At 64.1% G+C, this 18,790-nt stretch carries 17 protein-coding genes; 8 read left to right on the forward strand and 9 right to left on the reverse strand.

Annotation, left to right across the window (positions count from 1 at the left end; genetic code table 11):
- Nucleotides 1-263: 263 nt before the first annotated feature.
- Together B7G66_RS02395 and B7G66_RS02400 are read right to left on the reverse strand one after the other, a co-directional pair.
- Nucleotides 264-1,172: an S-methyl-5'-thioadenosine phosphorylase gene (locus B7G66_RS02395; RefSeq protein ID WP_003618197.1), complete on the reverse strand. Its 909-nt coding sequence runs from the start codon at nt 1,170-1,172 to the stop codon at nt 264-266.
- Entirely contained in the window at nt 1,162-1,989 is an 828-nt protein-coding gene (locus tag B7G66_RS02400) for a cytochrome c1 (protein WP_003618195.1), read from the reverse strand. The genes B7G66_RS02395 and B7G66_RS02400 overlap by 11 nt, the downstream gene beginning before the upstream one ends.
- Before the next feature lie 211 nt (nt 1,990-2,200).
- Here B7G66_RS02400 and hemF point away from each other — a divergent pair, with 211 nt between their 5' ends.
- Nucleotides 2,201-3,112 carry an oxygen-dependent coproporphyrinogen oxidase gene (hemF, locus tag B7G66_RS02410; protein WP_003618193.1) on the forward strand — a complete coding sequence of 304 codons (912 nt, stop codon included), beginning with the start codon at nt 2,201-2,203 and terminating at the stop codon, nt 3,110-3,112.
- A 146-nt stretch (nt 3,113-3,258) separates the two neighbouring features.
- The gene (locus B7G66_RS02415) at nt 3,259-4,344 is read left to right on the forward strand and encodes a hypothetical protein (RefSeq protein ID WP_003618192.1); all 1,086 of its coding nucleotides are present in this window, start codon (nt 3,259-3,261) and stop codon (nt 4,342-4,344) included.
- A 313-nt stretch (nt 4,345-4,657) separates the two neighbouring features.
- Here the strand turns inward: B7G66_RS02415 and B7G66_RS02420 are convergent, their stop codons facing one another.
- The 5 genes from B7G66_RS02420 to B7G66_RS02440 form a co-directional block, all read right to left on the reverse strand.
- Nucleotides 4,658-5,254 (reverse strand): Smr/MutS family protein, encoded by a 597-nt coding sequence (locus tag B7G66_RS02420; RefSeq protein WP_003618190.1) that lies wholly within the window; start codon nt 5,252-5,254, stop codon nt 4,658-4,660.
- A 218-nt stretch (nt 5,255-5,472) separates the two neighbouring features.
- Entirely contained in the window at nt 5,473-6,882 is a 1,410-nt protein-coding gene (locus B7G66_RS02425; RefSeq protein WP_003618188.1) for a cytochrome-c peroxidase, read from the reverse strand.
- Between the two features lie 108 nt (nt 6,883-6,990).
- Complete coding sequence (locus B7G66_RS02430; RefSeq protein WP_003618186.1) at nt 6,991-7,857, reverse strand: DNA-methyltransferase; 867 nt, start codon at nt 7,855-7,857, stop codon at nt 6,991-6,993.
- A gap of 210 nt (nt 7,858-8,067) precedes the next feature.
- The gene (gene mltA / locus B7G66_RS02435) at nt 8,068-9,300 is read right to left on the reverse strand and encodes a murein transglycosylase A (protein WP_003618184.1); all 1,233 of its coding nucleotides are present in this window, start codon (nt 9,298-9,300) and stop codon (nt 8,068-8,070) included.
- Nucleotides 9,301-9,349: 49 nt separating this feature from the next.
- A complete protein-coding gene (locus B7G66_RS02440; protein WP_003618181.1) occupies nt 9,350-10,033 on the reverse strand; it encodes a Tim44/TimA family putative adaptor protein in 684 nt (227 codons plus the stop codon).
- A gap of 225 nt (nt 10,034-10,258) precedes the next feature.
- Here B7G66_RS02440 and secB point away from each other — a divergent pair, with 225 nt between their 5' ends.
- Nucleotides 10,259-10,804 (forward strand): protein-export chaperone SecB, encoded by a 546-nt coding sequence (secB, locus tag B7G66_RS02445; RefSeq protein ID WP_003618177.1) that lies wholly within the window; start codon nt 10,259-10,261, stop codon nt 10,802-10,804.
- A gap of 206 nt (nt 10,805-11,010) precedes the next feature.
- Here the strand turns inward: secB and B7G66_RS02450 are convergent, their stop codons facing one another.
- Complete coding sequence (locus B7G66_RS02450; RefSeq protein ID WP_231106238.1) at nt 11,011-11,736, reverse strand: uroporphyrinogen-III synthase; 726 nt, start codon at nt 11,734-11,736, stop codon at nt 11,011-11,013.
- A gap of 37 nt (nt 11,737-11,773) precedes the next feature.
- A complete protein-coding gene (hemC, locus tag B7G66_RS02455) occupies nt 11,774-12,850 on the reverse strand; it encodes a hydroxymethylbilane synthase (RefSeq protein WP_003618174.1) in 1,077 nt (358 codons plus the stop codon).
- Between the two features lie 71 nt (nt 12,851-12,921).
- Between hemC and tsaD the strand changes: the two genes are divergently transcribed.
- The 5 genes from tsaD to B7G66_RS02480 form a co-directional block, all read left to right on the forward strand.
- Nucleotides 12,922-14,028 (forward strand): tRNA (adenosine(37)-N6)-threonylcarbamoyltransferase complex transferase subunit TsaD, encoded by a 1,107-nt coding sequence (gene tsaD, locus B7G66_RS02460; RefSeq protein WP_003618171.1) that lies wholly within the window; start codon nt 12,922-12,924, stop codon nt 14,026-14,028.
- Between the two features lie 318 nt (nt 14,029-14,346).
- Nucleotides 14,347-15,330 carry an NAD(P)H-dependent glycerol-3-phosphate dehydrogenase gene (locus B7G66_RS02465; RefSeq protein WP_003618169.1) on the forward strand — a complete coding sequence of 328 codons (984 nt, stop codon included), beginning with the start codon at nt 14,347-14,349 and terminating at the stop codon, nt 15,328-15,330.
- A 192-nt stretch (nt 15,331-15,522) separates the two neighbouring features.
- Complete coding sequence (locus B7G66_RS02470; RefSeq protein ID WP_003618167.1) at nt 15,523-16,008, forward strand: glutathione peroxidase; 486 nt, start codon at nt 15,523-15,525, stop codon at nt 16,006-16,008.
- Nucleotides 16,009-16,057: 49 nt separating this feature from the next.
- On the forward strand, nt 16,058-17,632 hold the full coding sequence (gene murJ / locus B7G66_RS02475) for a murein biosynthesis integral membrane protein MurJ (RefSeq protein ID WP_040511620.1): 1,575 nt from the start codon (nt 16,058-16,060) through the stop codon (nt 17,630-17,632).
- Between the two features lie 88 nt (nt 17,633-17,720).
- Nucleotides 17,721-18,790 (forward strand): MutS N-terminal domain-containing protein (locus tag B7G66_RS02480; protein WP_048858827.1); only part of this gene is annotated, 1,070 nt, incomplete at its 3' end.

Genomic DNA, 18,790 nt, shown 5'->3' on the forward strand with positions numbered 1-18,790 from the left:
GGCACCCAAAAACTTTTCCTGTTTTTTATCAATGATGTGTTTTCGGACAATTTCTTGAGTCGTTGCCTTGTTGTTAAGCAGGCGACGCCTTGCAAACAGACCGCCAGGAACTCCGGGACGGCTTTTTCAGGTGCTCTCCCGAAACTTCCTGTTGCCCGCCCTCCTGTTGCCCCTGTCGCAATACTCTGCCCACATCACGTCCAAGACGTCCAAAAGTCCCGTCCCCTGCGGCAATAGACCGCACGGGACGGGCAGGACCTGCCTCAGCCCCGTGCGAGCACGCGTCCCGCAACCGCATCAAGCTTTGCCAGCAGGGCGGGATCGCGACGGTCGGGTGCGGTGATGATGGCATGTTCCAGCGCACGGTCGCACCCGGCATGGCACGGGCCACGCGGCTTGCCCAACTGCGGGATGACCGCACGCACCAGCGCACGCGCCCGGCTGGAGTTTTCCTGCATCACCTTGACCACCGCATCGACGGTCACACTGTCATGGTCGTCATGCCAGCAGTCGTAATCCGTTACCATGGCAACGGTGGCGTAACAGATCTCCGCTTCACGGGCGAGCTTGGCTTCGGGCATGTTGGTCATGCCCACGACCGAGCATCCCCAGGACCGGTACAGGTTGCTTTCTGCACGGGTGGAAAACTGCGGCCCCTCCATCACCAGATATGTGCCACCGCGCGTGACATCCAGACCCAGCGCCCGGCATTGCCCCTCCAGCACGTCACCGATACGCGGACATAGCGGGTCGGCCATGCCGACATGGGCAACGCAGCCTGTGTCGAAAAACGTCTTTTCACGCGCAAAAGAGCGGTCGATGAACTGGTCAATGACCACGAAATGCCCCGGCGGCAGCTCTTCCTTCAGTGACCCCACGGCGGACAGCGACACGATATCGGTCACCCCCGAACGCTTCAGCGCGTCGATATTGGCACGGTAATTCAGGCGCGTCGGCGGCAACGGGTGACCACGACCATGGCGCGGCAGGAACACGCAGCGCACGCCATCAAGCCTGCCGAACAGCAACTGGTCCGACGGCTTGCCCCACGGTGTTTCGACCGTACGCCATTCCTTGTCTTCAAGCCCTTCGATGTCATACAGGCCGGAGCCTCCGATCAGGCCGATGACAGGCTCGATCACATCAGACGGGTGGGCGGGTTCAGTGGACATCGGACCATATTCTCCGTTTCAGGCAAAAGGTAAGCACAAGCAGGACCAGCAGGAATACGACGACACGCACACCCGTGCGGTGACGTTCCTCCAGATGGGGACGGGCCGCCCATGTCAGAAAGGTGACGACATCATCGGCCTGCTGCGCCGTGGTGGGGGCCGTGCCGTCGGCATAGGTCACGCCGCCATCATGCAGGGGCGGCGGCATGGCGATCATGCCATTGGCGGCATAGGGGTTGTAAAAACTTCCGGCCGGGACCTGCATCCCGGCGGGCGGCGCCTGCCCATACCCCAGCAGCAACGCGCGCATGCGGCTGGCCCCGCCGGGATAGACAACCTCCAGCCGTGACTGATCGGGGGGGTGGGCACCATGGTTGGCCGCCGCCGCAAGCGCGGGCGTGGCATAGGGCGAGCGCAGATGGTCATCGGCGGTCGCGGGGCGTGTCACCGGCTTGCCCGCCGCATCCCCCCCCGTGGGCATGCGGTGGGCATGGGCGATGCGGGCGACCTGCTCCTCCGTCAGGCCCATGCCGCCAAGATCGCCATAGGTCAGCGCCGTCATGCCGTGGCATGCGGAACAGACATGGTCATACACCGCATATCCACGCTGCACCGCCGCCATGTCGAAAGTGCCCAGCGGGCCGCTGAAGCTCCACGCATGGGAGGGGACAGGATTTGCGGACTGCGCATGTGCCTGACTGGCTGGCCCGATGGCTCCGGCGGCCCCGGCAGCAACAGACAGCAGGGAAAGACAGATCGCGGCACGCCGCATCGCGCGCGGCACGATGCGTGGCGGGAATGGCGCGGCACGTATCATCTGGCGTCAGGCTTCGTCACAGGCGGGAAAAGACAGCATCTTGGTCCGGTCATATCCATGTCGGCACCGGGCAAGGCCCCGTGCGTGCATCCGGTGCCGAACATAGCCGCCATTGTTGCCTTTTCCTAGCGGCGGCACGACCTGTCTTGCAATCGAAAGGACAAACAGGCACCCATACCCAATCACGGACCAGACCTGAAGAATGATACAAATGACCAATGCCCGCCCGCCCCTTGCCCACGACGCCATGAAAGAGGCGGCCCGCACATGGTTCAAAAACCTGCGCGACCGTATCTGCGCCGCCTTTGAACAGATCGAGGATGACGCCGCCCGCGACGACGCCCCCACCCTGGGCGCGCGGACTGCACCGGGACGTTTCGAACGCACGTCATGGACCCGTGGCGCGAACGAGGATGGTTCCCCCGGTGGTGGTGGCGTCATCAGCCTGATGCGCGGGCGGGTGTTTGAAAAGGTGGGGGTCAATGTTTCCACCGTGTCGGGCACCTTCAGCCCCGAATTCCGCCACACCATTCCCGGCGCCGCCGAAGATCCGCGCTTCTTTGCAACCGGCATCAGCCTTGTCGCGCATATGTGCAGCCCGCTGGTCCCCGCCGCGCATTTCAACACCCGCATGATCGTCACCACCGAAGGGTGGTTCGGCGGCGGTGGCGACATCACGCCGATGTTCCCCAAAAGCGCCGAGGCCATTGCCGATGCCGCGCGTTTCCATGACGGGTTCCGCACGGCATGCGAACGCCATGACCCGGAATATTACCCGCGCTTTCGCGAGTGGTGCGACAAATACTTCTACCTGCCCCATCGGGACGAGGCACGCGGGCTTGGCGGAATATTCTATGACCGCCTGCACAGTGGCGATGCCAATGCCGATTTCGCCTTTACCCGCGACGTGGGGCTTGGCTTCCTTGAAACCTATCCCGACATCGTGCGTGGCCGCATGATGGAACCCTGGACCCCCGATCAGCGTGAGGCACAGCTTGTCCGGCGCGGCCGTTATGTGGAGTTCAACCTGCTGCATGACCGCGGCACCCTGTTCGGCCTGAAAACCGGCGGGAATACCGAAGCCATCCTGATGAGCCTTCCCCCGGAGGTACGCTGGCCCTAAATTGGCCGCACGACTGCCGCAATCCGCGGCCAGCATCCCGGTTCCACCATCCCGACATGCGGAGTAGCCACAACTTGTCCCCAGCCCCCCCTGATGACCCATCCTCCCCATGCCCCGCCCGGCGCAGACCGCCGGGCGAGCATGTGATGCGGCGCCGGGATCTCCTGCTGGCGGCCCTGCCCCTTGGGGCGGCGGTGCTGGCGGGACGGGCGGGGGCTTCGGAACTCCCCCCCAAGCGCCTGCCGGTGCAGGCGCAATCCGTCACCAATCCCCAATTACTGATCGGGGGGGACAAGGGCAGCACGGCCGGACGGTGGGGGGGGCTTCTTGCCCCGGAACTCGAACGCGGCTTCGGTCATGGTCAGGTGATTTCAACGCGCATGACCGTGGGCCAGGACGGCGTCACGGCTGCCAACCTGTTCGATACCCAGACCCCCCCCGACGGGACCACGGCGCTTGCGGTGCCAGGGGCGGCACTTGTCGCCGCATTGTCGGGCGAGGCACGCATCCATTTCGATTATTCGCGCTGGCTGCCCCTTTTCTTCAGCCTGCTGTCACCTGTGGTGATCGGGCATGCGCAGCTTCACCGCAACATCGAAAATTTCATGCGCGACCGCCCGGTGCGCATCGCGGTTTCCACCCTGACGGGCATTGAACTGCCGACCGTTCTGGGCATGACGATGTTCGGCCTGCGCCCCATTCCCGTGCCCGGCCTGGCCAGTGTGACAGACGCGATCGCAGCATTGCGTGACAACCAGGTCGATGTGATACAGATCCTCGACCCGCAGGGTTCTGCCGAAACACGCACGGCGATCGAGGCGCTGTCGCATGACGGTTATCCTGCGCTGTTTTCCCTGACCGACAGCGTCCCGCTGGAAATCGGGGGGCAGCGCGTGCCCTTCATGCATGACGTACTGCTGCGTGAAAACCATTCGGCGCTGTCATCACTGTTATATGGGGCATGGACGGCGCTGTCCGCGGCGGCGGCACTTGATATCGGGCTTGTCCTGCCAATGCTGACGCCCCCGACGCTGGTTGCGGAATGGCGCCATGCCTGCGACCTCGCCATCGACAGCACGGACATCCGCACGATGGCCAGTGGCACGGGACGCAAACTGCTTGATGCGACGGCCTGCACCGGCCCATTGCGGCAGATGGCGGGGGACGTGACCTCCATCATGGCGCTGCGCCGGTGGCTTTCGACCCACCTGCCAGACTGGCGGATGGGATAGAAACCATCCGCAGACATACAAATCCGGGCGACGTGCTTTAACGGACGGTTGGAGACGGGAGGTCCAGCAACCGACTGGAAGCCTAAAATTTTCTGGCCAAGCTTTTCCCAAGACACTTTGCAAGGCGTCGTTTTTTGGGTGCAAGATACCGCCCAGGAATTTTTATTATTCCATAGGTTGTTCCCAAACCGTCTTCCCAAGGAACGACAGAAGTTCATGCGTGTTGCCCTGCCTTTAAAACGACAGGATATTTTCGGCGCTTTTTAAAAAATTCCGTCCAAAACCCGCATCATTCCCACAATCGCGCCCTGCCCTAGGGACGTTGCTGTCGGCGCAGCAGGATGCGCACCGCCCCCTGATTGGCCGCATGTGGATGCACCACCGCAAGGATGAAACGCCGCAGGTCGGCCCGCCCCAGCCATAATGGCAGTTCGCGCCGCAGGATGCCGCCATTGGCGCCACTGCCCAACCCGGTAATGATTTCAACGCACCGTACGTTGTCAGCACGCGCCTGCAACAAGAAGGTATGCAGCCGATAGAACGCCGTCTGTGCGATCTGTCCATGCAGGTCCAGCCGCCGTTGCGGCCGCAACCGTCCACTGACCAGCCCACGCCAGCTTGTATCATCCAGGCCGGGACGCCTGACCCCGATTTCAAGCATACGGTCATGATCCGCCCGGCCATGGGCGGGCCGATGATGCAGGTCAGGGGCATTAAGGCGTCGTACGCCCTGCGCCGGCGTCGCGGATTCTGGCGCAGGCAAGCCTCCGTCCGGCGCGGATGGGGGCGATTGCGGTGTGCGTGACAGGACACGTGCCGGGGCACGGGCCGTGCGCAAGGGGGAGATATCGTGCGTAAAGGCCGCCCATAGCGCCTGCTCATCCTGATTGAGTATCCGACGCCGCCGCACCTTGACCTTCCTCCCGCGCCCGCTGATCCCGTTTCCCGGCAGTTGATGACGCGTAACGAAACATCACCCTGTCGCCCGGCCGCCCGGTCTCTCTATCGCTCTGTCGCTCTGTCGCCTTCCCTTATCATGGCATACTGTCATACCGGCATCAAAAAACCCCGCCACATGATGCGGCGGGGTCCAAAACACTGTGAACAATGCCCGCAAGGACGTGTCCCTTATTGCCCCAAAGTCAGGGTCTGCCCCTGGTATTTGCCGGTCAGGGTATTGAGGAACGCAACGATATCGGCCACGTCCTGATCGGAAATATCATGGTCGGGCGTCTGGTAACGCGCCATTTCGCGCACCGCGCCATCAAGCGTCTTGATGCTGCCATCATGGAAATATGGTGCCGTCAGGGCCACATTGCGCAGGTTCGGCACCTTGAAACGTTCCATATCCTGCGGCTGGTGCGTCACGGTAAAGCGCCCCTTGTCCGCATCGGTCACGGCCCCGCCACGCGCGGCAAAGTAATCACCTTCCAGCCCCATGACCTCGAACGCCTGCCCACCCATGGACGCACCGGTATGACAGCCAGAGCAGCCAACAGTCTTGAACAGTTCGTAGCCATGCTTTTCCTGCGTATTCAGCGCAGTGTCATCCCCCTTCAGATACTGGTCAAAGCGGCTGTCGGGTGTCAGCAGTGTCTTTTCGAATTCAGCAATGGCAGCGGTAATCGTATCCTGGTTGATGTCCGCGCTGCCAAATGCGGTCTGGAAATCCGCAACATAAGTCGGATCGGCCCGCAGGCGATCGGCCACGGCACCCCAGTCATGTGATCCCATTTCCAACGGGTTCATCACAGGTCCGGCCGCCTGATCCGCCAACGTCGCGGCCCGCCCATTCCAGAACTGGCTCTGGTTCAATGCTGCATTGAACACCGTCGGATCATTGATCGGCCCCTTCTGGCCAAAGATGCCCGTCGCGGTCACAAGGCCATCCATGCCCGCATGTTGCAGGCTGTGGCAACTGGCGCAGTTCAGTTCGCCATTTTCCGACAGCTTCTTTTCAAAGAACAGCCGTTGCCCCAACGCCACCTTGTTCGCATCCACCGGCAGGGCGGCAGGCACAGGCTGTACCGGTTCGGCGGCAAAGCGCGCGGCAACCCCCGATGTCGCATAATGTTCGCGCCGTTCCTGCGCAATCCATGCCAGTACGGCATCACGCTGTTCGGTGGACATATGGGCATGCCAGTGCATCAGCAGGTAAAGCGAGGGCGGCATGCGGTTCTGGCGCACCACTTCCTCGATACGGGCCATGGCTTCCTCACCTGGCACCTTGCCGGTCTGCAACGCCTCGATCACGGGTTCGACGCGGAAATGGCGCAGCCCCTGATCACGATCACGGTTCATCAACTGGTTGGCCACCGGCACCTTGAAATAGAACGGCAGTTCCACCTTGGCCGCATGGCAGTAATCACACCGTGCCTCGCGCAGGACATTCAGCGCCGTGGCCGAAACCGCATCGACATTGGCCCCGGCGGGCGCGGGCGCCGTTTCATGATCGAAATGGGTCAGATAGGCGACAGTACCACCATATGCGATGCCCCCGACGGCCACGATCCCCAGAATCGCCTTCCTTACCGACATGTCCCTTTATTCCCCCGTCTGTGTTCAGGCGTGTTCTGACGTATCGGTGGAGCATTTGTCAAAATAATCGTTTCAATGAAAACAAGTGAAAAAATCAATAACGGGGCATCACTCTCCCGCCCCGCTTTCCTTCAGGGCCGCGCGCACGCGTTCGCGCGCGATCTCGACATATCCGCTGTCGAGGTCGATCCCGATTCCCCGCGCCCCTTCACGCAGGGCGGCGACAATGGTGGTGCCGGTGCCCATGAACGGATCAAGCACGACCGCATCCGGCCGACCATGCAGGCGGATGCACATCTGCGGCAGGCTGACGGGGAACGTGCCGGGATGGTTATATTTCTGCGCCTTGCCCTGTACCGTTTCATACGGGACGAACCATGTATCCCCCCGACAGCGCCGGTCCTGCCGATGCCCGCGCCGCACAATGTTCGATTTGTCCATATACGGGACACCAACATCCAGCCGTTGCAGGTTCACATGCCCCGAACGGGTCAGGTGAAACAGGTGTTCGTGGTTACGGTGAAGATAGCGATGGCTGTTGACCGGCTTGAAATGGCCGAACGTCTCCGCCCCGATTGAAATCGACTTCACCCAGCTTATGTGGTTCTGCAACGCAAACAACGCGCGCAGCCGTACCATCAGTTCGAACGGCAGCCATGGTTGCGCCGAAGACCCGGCAATGTTGAGGAAGAACGACCCGTCGGGCTTCATCACGCGCCGGACCTGGCGCGAAATGGCCACCATCCAGTCAAGATAGCCCTGCTCGTCCAAGGTATCGTTATAGGTGCTGTAACGCAGGCCGATATTGTACGGCGGCGATGTCACCACGACATCGACACTGTCCGCGGGCATCCGGCGCAGGACCTTCAGGCAGTCGCCACGCACCAGTTGATGCGGCCCCTCGCGATAACGTACGGTACGGGGCGACACTGGCCCCTGCGGACCCGCCGCCGTGGTGGTGGACCGCCCGGCCATGGCTCTCTACCCCCTGGAGACTGTTTGAAAAGGCAACCGCAACATCCTGGAATCGTGAAAGTCCCTGTCGAAATCTTATTGCCGAAACCTTATTAGGATTTCAAACGACGCCGCTTTTCCAGGAAAGCAGCCAACAGGAACTTTTAGCGTTATTTATCAATAATCTGTTTCAGGTCATCCCGTGGCGTTCGCACACCAGGCAACCACCGTTCAGGACGCACCGTCCCCGGATGCGGCGTCCCTTACGGCCTCCTTTGCGGCCTTGCGGGGCAACAGCACGATCAGCTGACCGACGGAATGCTGGGCCGCGGCATCCTGCGCCGCCTCTGGCCCCCAGCCAAGATACAGGTCCACACGCCCCGTTCCCTTGACATCACGGCTCAGATCCTGCGCAAAGCCCAGCCGTTTCCACGTTTCCACATGTCCCGCGGCATTGACGGCCGTATTGATCCAAACCGGCGCGCCAAGCGGGATGGCATGGCGGTCCACCGCCAGGGAACGTCCCGGCGTCAGCGGCACGCCCAATGCGCCGGGCGTGCCGACATCAGTACTGTCGGAAGGCAGTTCGGTGAAGAAGACATAATTGGGGTTCGCCTCCATCACGCTGCGGGCCTGCGCGGGATGTGTCTCCAGCCAGTCACGAATCGCCGTCAGGCTCACATGGCCTGCCTCAAGATATCCTTTTTGCACCATCACCTGGCCCAATGGGACATAAGGCTGCCCATTATGGCCGTCGAAACTCAGGCGTACGACCTGTTCGTTGGGCAGGCGCACGCGACCTGCGCCCTGAACCTGCATGAAAAACAGGTCAACCGGATCTGCCACCCAGAGCAGTTCCAGCTTGTGATGTGCAAGCGCGCCGCCATCAATCTGCGCACGGGTGGCATAGGGCACGAATTTCGTCCCCTCCCTGCGGCCTGTGTGCATGTGGCCCTGCGCATCACGCGTGCGCTGCAGGTCGGGCGGACGGCGATAGACCGGGGTCTGGTAGATCCCGCCACGTTTCAGCGACCCACGGATTTCAGGTTCATAATACCCGGTGAACAGCGTTCCCTGCCGGTCAGGCGTCCCGATACGATAGGACTGGAACCATGCCTGGAAGAAATCCCGCGCGGCAGCGGCATTGTCCGGCGCGACCCGGCGCGCGGCGTCACAGGCCGCAAGCCAGTCCCCCACGCGGGTACCCGCCCCGCCCGCGCCATCGCCAAGGGCGCTTTCGGCGGGCAGGGAACCAAGCTTGTGGCATTCCGCCACAAAGACCGAAAGCGCCTGCGCCGTATCGTCACTGTCCCAGCCCGCGACCTTTGAAAAGGAAATGGCCCGTGTCTTGGAAGGGTATCTGTCATCCGCATGCCGGGCCGCTGTCTGAGGCCCCACCTGCGGGGCAAGGTTATGGCACGCGCACAGCAGCAGTGCCGACGCAAGGACAGGTACACGCTTCATGATCACTCAGGCACAGTCTCAGGCTGGTAGTTGGAAAAAGGGATCGGGATCAGGCGCTGCGGCTGGCGCCAAGACGCCATTGCGCGCCCGGGGTCGCCGCGCCAAGAATCCGTTCGAACGTCCACAGGTCCGAAAACTCGGTCACGGCGTCCACGCCCGATACGGGCTGTCCGTTCTGGTCCAGCGTGACGCTGACCTGATCGGACACGATGCGCACCTCGATCCGGGCATAAGGCACGCTGACATCGGGCGACAGTTCCGCATCAATGATCGCCATGTCCGTGATGTCACGGATTTCGCTGCGCATGGTTTCATGGGCCTGCTGGCGCGATACGATCGCAGCCTCGAACGCGGTGAAGGTGCTTTCGGTCAGGTGCTGGCGCAGGGTTTCGATATCCCCCACGGCATAGGCCTGCACGATCTGGCGAAAGGCGTCCTCCACCTGGCGGATGAAACCGTCGGGGGTAAAGCCCTGCTGGCGCGCGGCGATCGCGGACAGCACCTGTCCCACGCGGGTGTCAGGGGTCGGGATGTCATAGGTCGTCGCGGGGGCCACGGGTTCGGGCTTCCCCTCAATCACAGGGGCCGGTGTCGGCGTGGGCTGCATCGTACGCGCGGCGGGTTCGGCGCCGACACGCTTGCCCAGGATGCCCCGCAGGCGCAGCACCAGAAACACGGCGACCAGCCCCAGGAACACCAGGTCAAGGGGGAAATGCCCAAATAAAAAATCCATGCCGCCTGTCCATACCCGCGAGCGGGAGAACCCCGACCCGTTAAAAAATCCTTCGCCAAACATAGGCAACGCCCGCTGCCAAGACAATGCGACAGAGGCGTTTAATGCACATATCGCGGCAATTGCCTGGCGCGGCGATACAGTTGGCGAACGCGCGGAGGCATGCTACCGGCTGGGAACACCCTATTTCCTCACCCTTTCCGTTTTCAGGGAATACACAGCCACATGACCGACAAGCCCTCCACCCTTCCGCAGGACACCAACGAACAGCCGGAGGGACAGTCCGCCCCCCAGATTTCGATGAGCATCAACCTGCAATACGTCAAGGATCTGTCGTTCGAGGTCCCGGGTGGCCCCATGATCTTTCAGCAGTTGCAGGCTGAAAACCCCAGCATGAACATCGAAATCGACGTAACGACCGCGCAGCTCCACCCCGAACAGCCGGTTTACGAAGTGTCGATGACCACCAAGATCATGGCCAAGCTGCCGCCGGTAGCCACCGCCGACGCACCTGCGGCCGAGCGTCCGGTCTTCGTGGGCGAACTGGTATATTGCGCGGTGACAACGGTGACGGGCGCACCTGAAAACATCCTGGAACAGATCCTGATGATCGAGGTGCCGCGCCTGATATTCCCGTTCGTGCGCAACATCCTGTGCGATGTCACGCGCGAAAGCGGCTTCCCGCCGGTCGTGCTGCAACCGATCGACTTTGTGGAACTGTGGCAGCGCAAGCGCAACTCTTCCTTCGCACAGGCCGCCGGCCACGCCTGACACCGGCATGCCCGGTCGGGACTGAAGGAAATCAAGGGCCCGGTGGCAATGTCCATCGGGCCTTTTTTTGACAGAGGCAGCCGACAAGACAGCCAGATATCTGATTATCTTCAATGATTTACAAAGACTTATGGCACAGCCTGCCTGCGACGACAGGGGGCATCCATAAATTTTGGCTGTCCCAAACAGCCTTCCCAAACAGCCTCTCAGGGCATGTCGGAAAAAGGCCCCACGGACAAAGGCCCGGCGCCAAGACGGGACAGCATGCCAATACTGTCGGGGGTGGGGGCAACCTCCACCGACCGCCACAGCGCCGCATCAAGCACCCGCGCGGTACGTTCGGAAATGACGATGGCGCGCACATGCGCAAGCGCCAGACGCTGCGCGGGCGTCAATGCCGCCATGAATGCCTGCGCCGTGCGGGGGGAGAAGAACAGCACGGCCGCCGCCTGCCCCGCCATCAGCATCTCATGTCCCGGCCTGTCAAGCTGCCTGCGCCGTGTCACGCGATAGACCGTACGCCGCCGCACCCGAAAGCCCACGTCACGCAGGTCACGCGCAAGGTCCATGGCATATCCCTGCCCCACCGCAAGCAGGAGCGCCCCCGCCGATGGCATGATCTGGGCCGACAGCATCCGGCCCAGCCCCTGCGCCGTGCCTTCGGGCGCAATCCGCACATGGGCAAAACCGGCGGCACGCGCGCGACGGGCCGTCGCGGCGCCGACGGCATAACAGGGAATGCCCACAAGGTCGGGCCGCGCGATGGCGGCCACCGCCTGGCTGCTGGTTACGACCACCGCCTGTGGCGGCGACGCGCCATATGACGCCAGCGGACAGGTAACGATATCCAGCATCGGGGCGGCGACCGGTCGCCAGCCCCGCGCGGCAAGTGTAGCAATGGTTTCCGCAAGGCCCGGGGGCGGCCGTGTCACCAGCACGCCCGCCCGCCCGCCCTGTGAGATACTGCCGTTATTCGGCAAAGATATCCGACGGGCTGTCGGCCCGCAGGCTGCGTCCCAGCGCATGGCCAAGGCGCGCGGCATCGGACGGCGCGCCGCTGATGGAACGCTTGAGCAGGAAAGATCCATCTTCCCGCGCGACCAGTCCGGTCAGGTGCAGTTCGGGCGCGCCACCGGCCACCACCGGGATCAGGCGGGCATACCCACCAATGGGGGTGCGGCACGACCCGTCAAGTTCAGCCAGCAGGGCACGTTCGGCGGTGGCGACGGCGCGGGCCTCGTAATCCTCGATCGCGGCGAGGAGTTCTCGCAGTTCGACATCACTTTCGCGCACCGTGACGCCCACGATCCCCTGCCCCGCGGCAGGCACCATGACCGTGGGGTCAAGGATGACGTCCGCACGATCCTCCATCCCCAGCCGGCGCAATCCCGCCAGCGCCAGCAACGTCGCCTCGCACTGCCGGGCCGCCAGCTTGTCAAGGCGCGTCTGCACATTGCCACGCAGCAGGCCAAAGCGCAGGTCGGGGCGGACATGCAGCATCTGCGCCTGCCGCCGCACGGACGCACATCCCACCAGCGCACCCGGCGCCAGGGCGGAATACGGGTCCATCGGGTCCGGCGTGGGACAATCAGGACCAAGGATCAGGACATCGCGCGCATCCTCGCGCCGCAGGGTGCAGGCCAGGACCAGCCCCGGCGGCAACGCCGTCTCCAGATCCTTGAGGCTGTGGACTGCGAAATCAATCCGCCCGTCCAGCAACGCTTCGTGGATTTCCTTGGCAAACAGGCCCTTGCCACCGATTTCCGCCAGCTTGCGGTTCAGCACCTGGTCACCCGTGGTGCTGATCTGGTGTTCCTGGAACGCGCCCATGTCACGCAGGACCGGACAGAAACGCGTCAGAACCGTCAGGAAGGCGCGCGTCTGCACAAGCGCGAGCGGGGACGCACGCGTTCCCACCTTCAGCGGCAGTTGCCGCCGGTGCGGTTCGGCGCGGGGAGTGTCCTTTCGCTGTCGTGCAGCGGCCTCGGCCGCGACTTTCTGCAACGCGGACGATGGAACAGGGGCGGAAGACTTTGCGAAATCCATATCGCGTGTCTATTACCCCCTCACGATAAAGGAAAGATGACATTCGCCCCAAACGGACTGTATTTTGCACGATGAGCCTGCGCCCCGTACCCGCACCCGACCTGCCATCACCCGTGCTGGCGATTGAATCTTCCTGTGATGACACGGCCTGCGCCATCGTATCGGCCGACGGCCGCGTCATGGCAGAGGCGACATTAACGCAATCCGGACATGTGCCATTCGGCGGGGTCGTGCCCGAAATCGCGGCGCGCGCGCACCTGGGCGCGCTGCCTGCGCTGGTGCGCGGGGTGCTGCACGATGCGGGGATGCAGCCGGGCGATGTCGGCGCGGTCGCCGCAAGCTGTGGCCCCGGCCTGATCGGGGGGCTGATCGTGGGCGCCAACTTCGCCAAGGGCCTCGCCCTCGCGCTGGGGCGGCCATTCATCGCCGTCAACCATATCGAGGCCCATGCCCTTACGGCCCGCCTGCCGGGGATCACGCCCGGTGGCGCGCCGTTCCCCTTCCTCCTGCTGCTGGTATCCGGCGGGCATTGCCAGTGCATCGCGGTGGAGGGTGTAGGCCATTACCGCAGGCTTGGCGGCACGATCGACGATGCGGCGGGCGAGGCGTTTGACAAGGTGGCGAAGATGCTCGGCCTTGGCTGGCCCGGCGGCCCGGCGGTCGAGGCCCTGGCGCAACAGGGTGATCCATCCGCCTTTGCCCTGCCGCGCCCGTTGATGGGACGGGCCGGATGCGATTTTTCATTTTCCGGCCTGAAGACAGCAGTGGCGCAGAAACTTGCCCCCTATGACCGCGCGGCATTACCGCATGAGGTGGCAGCGGGCCTCGCGGCGAGTTTCCAGCATGCGGTCAGCGATATCGTGGCCGACCGAATCGGGCATGCGCTGGACATGATGCCTGACGCGCGCGGGCTGGTGGCGGCGGGCGGGGTGGCGGCCAACACCGTCCTGCGCGCGCGCCTGACCACCATCGCGCAGGCACGTGGCCTGCCGTTCACCGCCCCGCCGCTGCGGTTATGCACGGATAACGCGGTCATGGTGGCATGGGCCGCGATCGAGACCATGCGCACGGCCACAGCAGGCGGCCTGCCCATTCCCGATGACATCGCCCTGCGCCCGCGCCCGCGCTGGCCCCTGTCGGACATGGCGGCGCGTTTCGCACCTGCGGCGGCGGTCTGATTGCGCGACACGCCGCCCCGGTGCCCACGTGCCCCAGTGCCCCGATGCCCCGATGCCCCAGTGCCCCAGTGCCCCAGTGCCCCAGTGCCCCGATCATCGCGGCCATCATGGCGCCCCATAAGATGACGGGCGCCATAACCCGCATCGCCTGATCCCCCACATCGCCCGACCTCTTCGCCGGGGCTTGCCTTCCGTGCATGCTGTCGCGTGCCTGCCTGTCCCCCTGTATCCTTCCCCTTGCACGGGCCGCCCGTTCAGGCGCATGCCAGATGGCAGGCACCAGTGAACAGGCACCAGTGACAGGCAGGAGAGAAGCGGATGGACATGAACAGCGCGCATATCGCCGTCATCGGCGCGGGGGCATGGGGCATCGCCCTTGCGATACAGGCGGCACGGGCCGGGGCGCATGTGCATCTGTGGGCGCGCCAGCCCGAAACATTGTCGCCACGACGCACCCTGCCGCGCCTGCCTGACGCCGTGCTGCCCGAACGCATCACCCTGTCGGCGGACATGCCGACACATGCCGATGCGATCCTCCTTGCCGTGCCGACGCAACATCTGCGCGCGGTCTGCACGCGCGTGCCCCCGATCGCGCCGATGATCGCATGTTGCAAGGGCGTCGAGCTTTCGACCGACATGCTGCCATGCGCAATCATGGCCCAGATCCACCCCACGGTCGCACATGGCGTACTGTCCGGCCCGAATTTTGCCCATGAAATCGCCCATGGCCTGCCCGCTGCCGCCGTCCTGGCCTGCGCCAGTGCAACACAGGCCCGCACGCTTGCCGACCTGCTGACGACCCCATCCTTCCGCCTGTATGCCAGCAACGATCCCACCGGGGTGCAGGTTGGTGGCGCCGCCAAGAACGTCATCGCCATTGCGGCGGGCGCAACGATCGGCGCGGGCCTTGGCGAAAATGCACGCGCCGCCCTGATTACCCGCAGCCTCGCCGAACTTGGCCGCCTGTCGCATGCGCTGGGTGGACAGGCGGAAACCCTGTCGGGGCTGGCAGGAATCGGCGACCTTCTCCTGACCTGCACGGGGGCGGCATCACGCAATTACACGCTTGGGCTGGCACTGGGGCGGGGGGAAACGCTGGAACAGGCCCTGGCACAGGGGGGTGGAGTCGTGGAAGGCGTGACCACGGCGCCCGCACTGCTTGCCCTTGCGCGGGGGCGGGGCGTGTCCGTCCCGGTCATCGAAACCGTGGCCCTTGTCCTATCAGGGGCGATCGACCTGCATGCCGCGCGCACCCGGCTGATGAACCGCCCGGTGGGGCAGGAGTTCGGCATCCCCACATGACGCCCCGGCAGGCTGCCGCGCGCGATCTGCCGCGCGCGATGCGTGACAATATCAGTGGCAATGTTACCGGGGTTTTACACAAAACCCCCGCCCTTGACGCGGTGGGGGTCTTGACTGCACCGGGCGAATATTCGCCTATCCCCCAAGACCGCTGGCGACACCGCCACCCTATCCCAAGCCCGAGCAATTCCCATGACCTGTGCGTATGACTTCACGTTACCCGCCCTGAGCGGAGAGCCGATCGACCTTTCCTCCCTGCGCGGCAAGCCGATCCTGATTGTCAACACGGCATCCAAATGCGGCTTTACCCCCCAATACGAGGGATTGCAGGGATTGTGGACGACATGGCGCAGCCATGACCTGACGGTGCTGGGTGTGCCGTCCAATGATTTCGGCGCACAGGAACCCGGCAACGCGCAGGAAATCGGCGCATTTTGCGAACGCAATTATCACGTTACCTTTCCGCTTGCGGCGAAATGCCATGTACGCGGCCCACAGGCGACCCCGCTGTTCCGCTGGCTGGCGCAGCAGGGCGGGTTCCTGGCGCGGCCACGGTGGAATTTCTATAAATACCTGATTGGCCGCGATGGCACGCTGGTCAACTGGTTCATGTCCATCACGCCACCCGAATCCCGTCGTGTACGCATGGCGGTCGAACGCGCGGTCATGGACCACTGATGCCACCATCGCACGCGACCATCGCAATGCGGCCACCGACGGGGGACGCGTGCTCAGGGGGTTTCTGACGGTTGGCGGCTGGACCATGCTCAGCCGCGTGCTCGGCCTTGTGCGTGACCAGCTTCTTGCGGCGCTGATGGGGGTCGGGCCGGTTCAGGATGCCTATCAGATCGCCTTCCGCCTGCCCAACATGTTCCGCCGCCTGTTTGGCGAAGGCGCGCTGAACGCTGCTTTCGTGCCCCTCTTCTCCTCCCTTCTGGCACAGGAAGGGACAGGGCCCGCGCGCCGCTTCGCCAATGAAACGTTGAGCGTGCTTATCGCGTGGCTGACGCTGCTGACGGTTGTGGGCGAGATTTTCATGCCCGGCGTGCTGCGGCTGCTTGCACCGGGCTTTGCCCATGACGGGGTGCGTGACACACTGGCCATATCGTTAAGCCGCATCACATTTCCCTACCTCGTGCTGATCTGCGGGGCGGCGCTGGTGTCGGGCGTGCTGAACGGCATGCACCATTTCGGTGTGGCGGCGGCGGCGTATGTCAGCTTCAACGTCGTGGGAATCGCCGCCATATTGCTGCTGCCACCTTATGTCGGGGGTGTTGCGAACGCCGCCGCATGGGGGGTGACGGCGTCAGGTGTGATCCAGTTCGCGATCCTGCTGTTCGCACTTCACCGCGCGGGCATGACGCTGCACCCGGTCGTGCCGTGCGTCACACCGCGCATCCGACAGCTTCTGGGACGCATGGCCGTGGGCCTGGTGGGCAGTGGCATCACACAGATCAACCTGATGATCGACACCATCATCGCCACATTGCTGCCTGCGGGCAGCGTGTCGCTGATGTATTTCGCCGACCGCGTGAACCAGCTTCCCCTTGGTGTGCTTGGGGCGGCGGCAGGCACGACACTGCTGCCGGTTCTGACGCGCCACCTTGCCCGTGGCGAAATACAGGACGCGCACGCCATCCATAACCGCGCGATCGAATATGCGCTTGTCCTGACGCTGCCTGCGACGCTGGGGCTGATCCTGGTTGCGGAACCTGTGATGATGACGCTGTTCGGTCATGGGTCATTTTCCGCCCATGACGCCGTGATGTCGGCACAGTCGCTGCGCGCCTATGCGCTGGGGCTGCCTGCCTTCGTGATGGTCAAGGTGCTTTCTCCCGGATTTTTCGCCCGTGGCGACACCCGCACCCCGGTTATCATCGGGATGGGCACGCTTGCGCTCAACCTCGTGCTGAACCTGGCCTTCATGCATCCGCTGGCCCATGTCGGCCCACCCCTTGCCAGCAGCATCGCCGCCATCGTCAACGTGGTCGTACTGGGGGGTGTCCTGCTGCGTAACAGGGCGATGCTGCTGACGGAAAGCCTGGTGTCACGCCTGTCGCGCATGACCGCATGCACCGCCCTGATGGGGGTGGTGGTGATGTTCCTGTGCCAGTGTACGCCCGCGGGACACATGATGGACATGACCCGCACCGGGCGGACCCTGATGCTGGGCGCGGTGATGATGGTGGCGGGCGCGACCTATGGCATCGGGCTGCACCTGACGGGCATCATGGATGGCGGGCGCATCACATCGGCCGTCCTGCGCAGGATGGGCCTGCGTGCCAGAGCGCGCGCGGACTGACGCCGCGCCGCCTTTCACACCCCTCTTTCACATCTGTCGGGATTCGGGGTCTGGAAAATCGGGGATGTCCTCTTTACACATCCATGACATGACCATCCCCACCCCCGAAGGCGCCACCCCCGCCATGGCGCAATGGTTCGCCCTGAAGGCGGAGCATCCCGAAGCCCTGCTCTTCTTCAGGATGGGCGATTTTTATGAACTGTTCTTCGCCGATGCCGAGGCGGCGGCGGCGGCGCTCGACATCTCCCTGACGGCGCGCGGCACGCATGCGGGCATGCCCATCGCGATGTGCGGCGTGCCGGTACATGCTGCCCCCGCCTATCTTGCGCGGTTGATCCGCCGGGGATTTCGCGTGTCGGTCGCCGAACAGACAGAGGCCCCACGCAAGGGACGCGCCGCGGCAAAAGGCCCCCTGCGTCGCGAGGTCGTGCGACTGGTGACACCGGGTACCCTGACGGAAGATGAACTGCTGGAGGCGGGACGGCAGAATCTGCTGGCCTGTATCGTGGCGGAACGCGGCACCGGGCGACTGGGGGTCGCATGGATCGACATTTCCACCGGCCTGTTTGAAACGGCGAACCTGCCAGCGGACGGGTTGCAGGACCTGCTTGGACGCCTTGACCCGGCGGAAATCCTGTGCGCCGACGACATCGCGCTTGGCGATTTCGCCGCCCGCCGCGCGCCCCCTGTCATCCCCATGAATGCCGCCGCCGCCCGCCGCCGCATGGCCGAGACCTTTGGCGCGGCAAGCCTTGACGCATTCGGCACATTTTCCGATGGCGAAGCGATGGCCGGCGCGACCGCCATCGACTACATCCGCCGCAGCCAGGCAGGGCAACTGCCGCGCCTGTCGCGCCCGCACCCCCATGACAGCAGCGAAGTCCTCGGCCTTGATCCCGCGACACGCGCCAGCCTTGACCTTCTGCGCACCCGCGATGGGGACAACACGCACACCCTGTTCGCCGCGGTCGATCGCACGGTCACGGCGGCGGGAAGCCGGCTGCTGGGGGAATGGATCGCGGCCCCTCTGACGGATGCGCGGCGCATCACGACCCGGCAGGACGCATGGGCATGGCTGCTGGACAAGCCACAGGTGCGCCAGTCCCTGCGCGATGCGCTGCGCCCCGCGCCGGACGTGGCGCGGGCGCTGGGCCGCCT

It is taken from the genome of Novacetimonas hansenii JCM 7643 (assembly GCF_000964405.1).
In the GTDB taxonomy this organism is placed as follows: Bacteria; Pseudomonadota; Alphaproteobacteria; order Acetobacterales; family Acetobacteraceae; genus Novacetimonas; species Novacetimonas hansenii.

What these genes read in the sequence shown, in the direction of transcription:
- B7G66_RS02395 (WP_003618197.1), bottom strand. Translation starts at nt 1,172, where the DNA reads ATGTCCACTGAACCCGCCCACCCGTCTGATGTGATCGAGCCTGTCATC.
- B7G66_RS02400 (WP_003618195.1), bottom strand. Translation starts at nt 1,989, where the DNA reads ATGATACGTGCCGCGCCATTCCCGCCACGCATCGTGCCGCGCGCGATG.
- hemF (WP_003618193.1), top strand. Translation starts at nt 2,201, where the DNA reads ATGACCAATGCCCGCCCGCCCCTTGCCCACGACGCCATGAAAGAGGCG.
- B7G66_RS02415 (WP_003618192.1), top strand. Translation starts at nt 3,259, where the DNA reads ATGCGGCGCCGGGATCTCCTGCTGGCGGCCCTGCCCCTTGGGGCGGCG.
- B7G66_RS02425 (WP_003618188.1), bottom strand. Translation starts at nt 6,882, where the DNA reads ATGTCGGTAAGGAAGGCGATTCTGGGGATCGTGGCCGTCGGGGGCATC.
- B7G66_RS02430 (WP_003618186.1), bottom strand. Translation starts at nt 7,857, where the DNA reads ATGGCCGGGCGGTCCACCACCACGGCGGCGGGTCCGCAGGGGCCAGTG.
- mltA (WP_003618184.1), bottom strand. Translation starts at nt 9,300, where the DNA reads ATGAAGCGTGTACCTGTCCTTGCGTCGGCACTGCTGCTGTGCGCGTGC.
- B7G66_RS02440 (WP_003618181.1), bottom strand. Translation starts at nt 10,033, where the DNA reads ATGGATTTTTTATTTGGGCATTTCCCCCTTGACCTGGTGTTCCTGGGG.
- secB (WP_003618177.1), top strand. Translation starts at nt 10,259, where the DNA reads ATGACCGACAAGCCCTCCACCCTTCCGCAGGACACCAACGAACAGCCG.
- hemC (WP_003618174.1), bottom strand. Translation starts at nt 12,850, where the DNA reads ATGGATTTCGCAAAGTCTTCCGCCCCTGTTCCATCGTCCGCGTTGCAG.
- tsaD (WP_003618171.1), top strand. Translation starts at nt 12,922, where the DNA reads ATGAGCCTGCGCCCCGTACCCGCACCCGACCTGCCATCACCCGTGCTG.
- B7G66_RS02465 (WP_003618169.1), top strand. Translation starts at nt 14,347, where the DNA reads ATGGACATGAACAGCGCGCATATCGCCGTCATCGGCGCGGGGGCATGG.
- B7G66_RS02470 (WP_003618167.1), top strand. Translation starts at nt 15,523, where the DNA reads ATGACCTGTGCGTATGACTTCACGTTACCCGCCCTGAGCGGAGAGCCG.